The following is a 5664-nucleotide window of genomic DNA, read 5'->3' as shown; positions in this document are numbered from 1 at the left end:
CCTCGCCCTGGCGGGCCCCGCCGTCGGCGAGCACGGTGAACTGGCTCATCCGGCGACCACCACGTTGGTGCGCTTCCAGTTCTTCTGGCTGCCGCCCGCCTTGGTGGTGGCCGGCAGCTGGCTGACCACCAGCACCTGGTCCCAGCTCACCCCGGTGCCGGCGAACCGCTCCCGGGCGTCGTCGGCCAGCTGCTCGTCGGTGTCGCTCACGTCGACGTCCCGCTCCAGCACCAGCCTGGTGCCCTCGGCCCGGACCTGGATCAGGTAGCCGGTGACCCGGTGGTCCTGGTAGACGATCGAGCCGATCAGCCGCTCGTCCACGACGGCGCCGCCGATCTCCACCCGGTCGCTGCCGCGGCCGTGGATGCGCACCGTCGGCAGCGCCAGGCCGCACGGACAGGGCTCGCCGAGCACCTCGGCCAGGTCGCCGGTGGCGAACCGCAGCAGCGGGCGGGCGAAGTTGTTCAGCGGGGTGTCCACCAGCTCGCCGACGGCGCCCGGCTCGGCGGGCACCAGCTTGTCCCCGTCGCGCAGTTCGAGCACGTGCCCGTGGGTGAGCAGGTGCAACCGGTCCCGTTCGCAGGTGGCGGCGATGGTGCCGGTCTCGGTACTGCCGTACGAGGCGTCGAACACCTCGGCCTGCCAGTCGGCGGCCAGCTTGGCCCGCTGGGCCGGCAGCGAGACCTCGCCGAGCAGCATCACCGTGCGCACCTCGGCCCGGACGGCGTCCAGCGCGCCCCGGCTCTTCAGCACCCGGGTCCACTGGGTGAGCACCCCGGGCGCGGCGAAGACCACCTCGGGCCGGTAGCCGGTGAACAGCCGCTCCAACCGGTCGAAGTCGCACATCCCGGTGGTGAACGGGTAGCAGCGCAGCGCCGCGTGCCCGAGGTACTCGCAGACACCGGCCACGAAGTCGGCCACCGGCACCACGTCCGAGGGCAGCAGCACCGCCACCCGGCGCGGCCCGGCGCCCAGCGCCCGCCGCCACAGCGGGGCCACCCCGACCACGTTGTGCACGATGTCCTCGGCCACCCGGGGCGTTGGCGTGGGGATGCCGCCCGAGCCCGAGCTCTCGTAGTACTTGACCACCCGGGCCAGCCCGGGCCGGGCGAAGTCCTCCGGAGCGGCCTTCAGCCGGTCCTTGGGCGTCGGCTGCACGGCCGTCAGGTCCCGCTCGGCGACCCCGGCCGCCTCCCGGTAGTACGGTGCCTCGGCCGCGCGCTCCCACAGCAGCGCGAGCTTCTCCTGCTGCACCTGCCGGACGGCCTCGGGCGCGAAGCCCGCCGCCTCCAGCTCCTGCAGCCGGCCGTGCGCGGCCGCGAAGGCCTCGCCCGCGGCCGGGTCCATGAACAGCATCATCGGCTGCGCTCCAATACCGACAGGGTCGGCACCGACCGGCGGCGCCACAGCTCCTGCCCGGACTCGGGGAGGGTGTAGATCGGGTCGTGGTACTCGTAGACGCGCTCCAGCGCCTGCGGGTCGTCCGCGTCCAGCAGCGTGAGGAAGTGCTTGGTCCAGTACGAGATGCCCGACTCCCGGTCATAGCTGGCCAGTTGGTGCACCCAGCGCTTACCGGCGTAGGGCACGTCGCAGACCAGCCGGGGGGTGGCGAAACCGGGCAGGTAGCCCATGATGGCGTCCTGGAGACGCTGCGACTCGGCGACCGAGGTCCGCCAGTGCTCGCTGTTGGGGATGATGTCGCAGAGGTAGAAGTAGTACGGCGTGATGCCGCCGCCGTCGAGCAGCGCGAAGCACAGGTCGAGCAGCGCGGTCGGGGTGTCGTTCACCCCGCGCAGCAGCACGCCCTGGTTGCGGACGTCCCGGACGCCGGCCTCCAGCATGGCGCGGGAGGCCTCCCCGACGATCGAGGTCACCTGCTGCGCGGCATTGGCGTGGGTGTGCACCGCGATGCTGACGCCGCGCCGGAAGGCGAGCGCCGCGACCCTGGCCATCCCGGCCCTGACCTGGTCGGAGAGCCAGTGCTGCGGCAGGCCGACCAGCGCCTTGGTGGCGATCCGGATGTCCCGGATGTTCTCGATCTCCAGCAGCCGCAGCAGGAAGGCCTCCAGCCGGGGCCAGGGCAGGTTCGCGGTGTCGCCGCCGGAGACCACCACGTCGCGCACCGAGGGGGTGGCGCGCAGGTACTCCACCATCCGGTCCAGCCGGTCGCCGGGCTTGAGCGCGAAGCGGTACTTGGGGGTGGCCGGGGTGGCCGGCCCGACCAGGTCCATCCGGGTGCAGTGCCCGCAGTACTGCGGGCAGGTGGCCACCACCTCGGCCAGCACCTTGGTCGGGTACCGGTGGGTCAGGCCCTCGGCCACCCACATGTCCGCCTCGTGCAGCGAATCGCGGCTGGCGACCGGGTGGCTGGGCCACTCGGGGTGGCGGTCGGAGGCGACCGGCAGCATGTACCGGCGGACCGGGTCCGCGTACAGGGCGTCCGCCGTCGGTGCCGCGGCCGGCGTCATGGTGTTGATCACCTGCGGCGGCAGCAGCAGCGACATGGTGGCGAACTCGGCCTGGTCGCGCGCCACATCGGCGTAGAAGGCCTCGCCCGGGCCCTCGCCCAGCACCTCGCGCAGCTGCCGTACGTTCTTCACACAGTGCGCGCGCTGCCACTGCGGGTCGCGCCACTCCTCGGCCGTGACCGTGCGCCACGCCGGGAAGCGCCGCCAGTCAGGCTCGATCAGCTCTCTGCGCCGGTAGTCGTAGACCGTTGAGCCGGCCGCGGTGTGCGTCATCGCTGTCACGTCCACCAGGCTCGGTGGATCGAACATCGGTGCTGCATCGCCCGGGCATCGCCGCTGCATCCACCCGGATCCGCGCAGCTCACCGGCGTGCGGCGGGGCGGGTACGGCGCCGCCGCAGCGGACGCTACCCCGGAGCGGGGCCGGACGGGCGCCGCGGCCGGGAGTGTGTCACCTTCCCCCGCCGCTGCCGCGGTCGGTTCCCCGCTCGCGGCGCCTGCACCTGCGGACGGTCAGCCGGCGCTGGGGCGGGCCTCGGCCCAGTAGTCGGCGCGCTGGGCGGTGCGGCCGCGCAGATCGGCCCGGACCCGGGTGGCCAGCCGGGCGGTGTCCCGGCGGTTGAGGGTCGCCCCGACCCCCGCGCCGACCAGCATCGGCGCGAGCGAGGGCAGCTTGCGCAGCGTGCTGCGGGTGATCCGGCGGCTGACCTTCTGCCGGACCTCCGACCCGACGGCCAGCCCGGCCAGCGCGACCAGCCCCGACGGGTGGGCCAGCGCCGCGCCGTCGATCCCGCGCCGGTCAGCCCAGGCGGTCACGTACGCCACCGACCGCTGGGCCGGGGTGCCGACCGCCGGCACCCCGTACACCTGGTGCAGCTCGGCGATCAGCTTGATCTCCACCGCGGCGACCACCAGGGTCTCCGCCGCGATCTCCACCGGCATCGCCGGCGGCACCGGGAGCATCGCGGCCGCCCCGATGCTGGCCCCGACAGCGCTGGAGGCCCGTAGCGCGCCGGCGACCAGGAGATCGGCCAGCTGCTCCGGATCGGTCGCCTCGGGGTGCTGCGCCCGCAGCGTGGGCAGGTCGCGGACCGGGATCCGGGGCGCCGTCCGCAGCAACCGGTCGGCGAGCGCGCGACTGCCGTAGCCCGCGCCCTTGGCCGCCGCCGTCCCGCCCCGGCGCAGCGTGCGGGCGGTGGACGCGACCAGCGCGGCCGTGCGGCGGACGCCGCTGCGGCGGGCCGCGACCGACCCCTGCTCCAGCTCGGTCGAGAGCGCGGCCAGCTCGCCGGCCGCGTCCTGCGGGATCGGCTCGGGCTCGGCGGCGGGCTCGGCCCGCTCCGGCGGGTCGGGCTCCGAAGACCTGCGAAGAAATCCCATGCCCTGCCTCCTACCCGGACCCGGCGGGAGCACGCGGCCGCCGGCGAACTCGCGGGCCGGGCCCGGTCAGGGTTTGGCCCGCCGACGGCCCACGAACCAGCCGATCAGCAGACCGGTCAGCAGGGTCACCGTCAGCACGGCCCACAGCGGCAGGGTGACGGTGGTGACCCAGAGCGTGATGGACACCGAGTCGGTGTTGACCGCGATGAACCAGACGGCCAGTACCGCGAGGACGGTGATCCCGAGCGTGCGGAGCCGCACGTCCCGCCCCTTGACCGTGAGGGTCGGCGGGCGGTGCGGCGGAGGGGTGTTCTGCGCCATGCTCCCCAGTATGGAGCGATTTTCCGGCCAGGTCCCGGCGGTGCCCCGACGGCCGCCCCGGGTGGCCGGCCGCGGTGGTCGATGGTACGCCGCCGGGACGTCGGTGCGACGTCGGTGCGACGGCGTACGGTGGGCGCCGGACGATCACACGAGGACCTCGGGGGTGGGGCGATGGGCAAGGCACCGCGGCTCGGACCGGTGGCCGACGGGCGCTACCGGCTGCGCAACGTCGGCAGCGGCCTGCTGCTGGAGGTGGCGGGCGGCAGCGCGCGGCACGGCGCCAAGGTGCGCCTGGGCGCCGAGGACGGCTCGGACGCCCAGGTGTGGCGGGTCTCGGCCGTCCACCAAGGCGCGGGGCTGTACCACCTGGAGAACGCCGCCAGCGGCAAGCGCCTCGACGTCACCGGCGCCCGGACCGAGGACGGCGTCCCGCTCCAGCAGTGGTCGGCCAACGCCTTCGGCGCCCAGGAGTGGCTGTTCGAGCAGCATGTGGACGCACCCGGCACCTACACGGTGACGGCCATCATCAGCGGCAAGGCGATGGAGGCCGCCGAGGACGGCTCGGTGCGGCAGTGGGAGGACCACGACCGGGCCGCCCAGTGGTGGCGGCTGGAGCGGGCCTGACCGGCCCGCCCCCGAACGGGCGAACTCCACCGCGCCCCGCCCCGCGACCGCGCTGCCCCGCACCCCGGCCCGCCTACCCTGACGCGGGGGCAGGGGGACATCCAGCGGCCCGAGCAGGCGGACGAGGTGCGGTCCATGGACACCGAGCCGGACACTCAGCCGGACACCGAAGGGCCCGTCGCGATCCTCGGGCGGGCCGCCGCCCACCTGCGCGGCGGTGCCGGGCCGGGCCCGCAGGCCGCGCGCCGGGCCGTGCGGATCACCGTGGCGGCCTGCGCCGGGTTCTACCTCTGCCTGTACGGGCTCGACCGGCCGGTCGCCGCCACCTACGCGCTGTTCGGCGCGGTCGCCATGGCCGGCCTCTCCCGCATCCCCGGCACCGGCCGCCAGCGGGCCGCCGTGGTGTGGCGGGTACTGCCGGCCGGCTGGCTCCTGGTCACCCTGGGCACCCTGCTGGCGGTCCGCACCTGGGCGGCCGTCCTCGGGATGCTGGTGATCGGCTTCGTCCTCGCCCTCGGGGCGGCGGGCGGGCCCCGGCCGGGCGGCGCCGCCCCCGGGCTCCAACTGCTCTACATCCTGCCCTGCTTCCCGCCCTACGCACCGCAGACCCTCGACCAGCGGCTCGGCGGCCTGACCCTGGGCCTGCTGCTGGTCATCGCCGCCGAGGCCTACCTGCTGCCCGATCCGCCCGTCCCCTCGTACACCGCCCGGCTGGCCGAGGCCGCCACGGTCGCCCGCCGGTGCGCCCTCGACCTCGCCCGGGCACCCTGGGCGCTGTCGCCGGGCAGCGCCGCCGCCGCCCTGGCGGCCGGCCAGGCGCTGCGCCCGTCCCACCTCCCCGAGGCCGAGCGGCCGGCCGGGCCCGGGCGGCG

General features: G+C 75.3%; 5 protein-coding genes and 1 pseudogene. 2 read left to right on the top strand and 4 right to left on the bottom strand.

Annotation, left to right across the window (positions count from 1 at the left end; genetic code table 11):
- Nucleotides 1-45: 45 nt before the first annotated feature.
- The 4 genes from AB0K43_RS31160 to AB0K43_RS31145 all read right to left on the bottom strand — a co-directional run bounded on the left by AB0K43_RS31160 (nucleotide 46) and on the right by AB0K43_RS31145 (nucleotide 4168).
- Nucleotides 46-1359, bottom strand: a complete 1314-nt coding sequence (locus AB0K43_RS31160) for a phenylacetate--CoA ligase family protein (protein WP_363645747.1) — start codon at nucleotides 1357-1359, stop codon at nucleotides 46-48.
- Nucleotides 1356-2777 (bottom strand): lysine 2,3-aminomutase, encoded by a 1422-nt coding sequence (locus tag AB0K43_RS31155; protein WP_363645745.1) that lies wholly within the window; start codon nucleotides 2775-2777, stop codon nucleotides 1356-1358. The genes AB0K43_RS31160 and AB0K43_RS31155 overlap by 4 nt, the downstream gene beginning before the upstream one ends.
- Before the next feature lie 203 nt (nucleotides 2778-2980).
- Nucleotides 2981-3847 (bottom strand): hypothetical protein, encoded by an 867-nt coding sequence (locus tag AB0K43_RS31150; protein WP_363645743.1) that lies wholly within the window; start codon nucleotides 3845-3847, stop codon nucleotides 2981-2983.
- 66 nt (nucleotides 3848-3913) lie between these two features.
- Nucleotides 3914-4168: a lipopolysaccharide assembly protein LapA domain-containing protein gene (locus tag AB0K43_RS31145; RefSeq protein ID WP_363645741.1), complete on the bottom strand. Its 255-nt coding sequence runs from the start codon at nucleotides 4166-4168 to the stop codon at nucleotides 3914-3916.
- Nucleotides 4169-4339: 171 nt separating this feature from the next.
- Between AB0K43_RS31145 and AB0K43_RS31140 the strand changes: the two genes are divergently transcribed.
- Both AB0K43_RS31140 and AB0K43_RS31135 read left to right on the top strand, forming a co-directional pair.
- A complete protein-coding gene (locus AB0K43_RS31140) occupies nucleotides 4340-4792 on the top strand; it encodes an RICIN domain-containing protein (protein ID WP_363645739.1) in 453 nt (150 codons plus the stop codon).
- Between the two features lie 135 nt (nucleotides 4793-4927).
- A pseudogene (locus tag AB0K43_RS31135) lies at nucleotides 4928-5664 on the top strand (FUSC family protein); the annotation flags it as partial.

The organism is Kitasatospora sp. NPDC049258, assembly GCF_040678895.1.
Classification (GTDB): Bacteria; Actinomycetota; Actinomycetes; order Streptomycetales; family Streptomycetaceae; genus Kitasatospora.
Note: the sequence above shows the minus strand (reverse complement) of the source record. Positions and strands in the feature narration are given on the sequence as shown.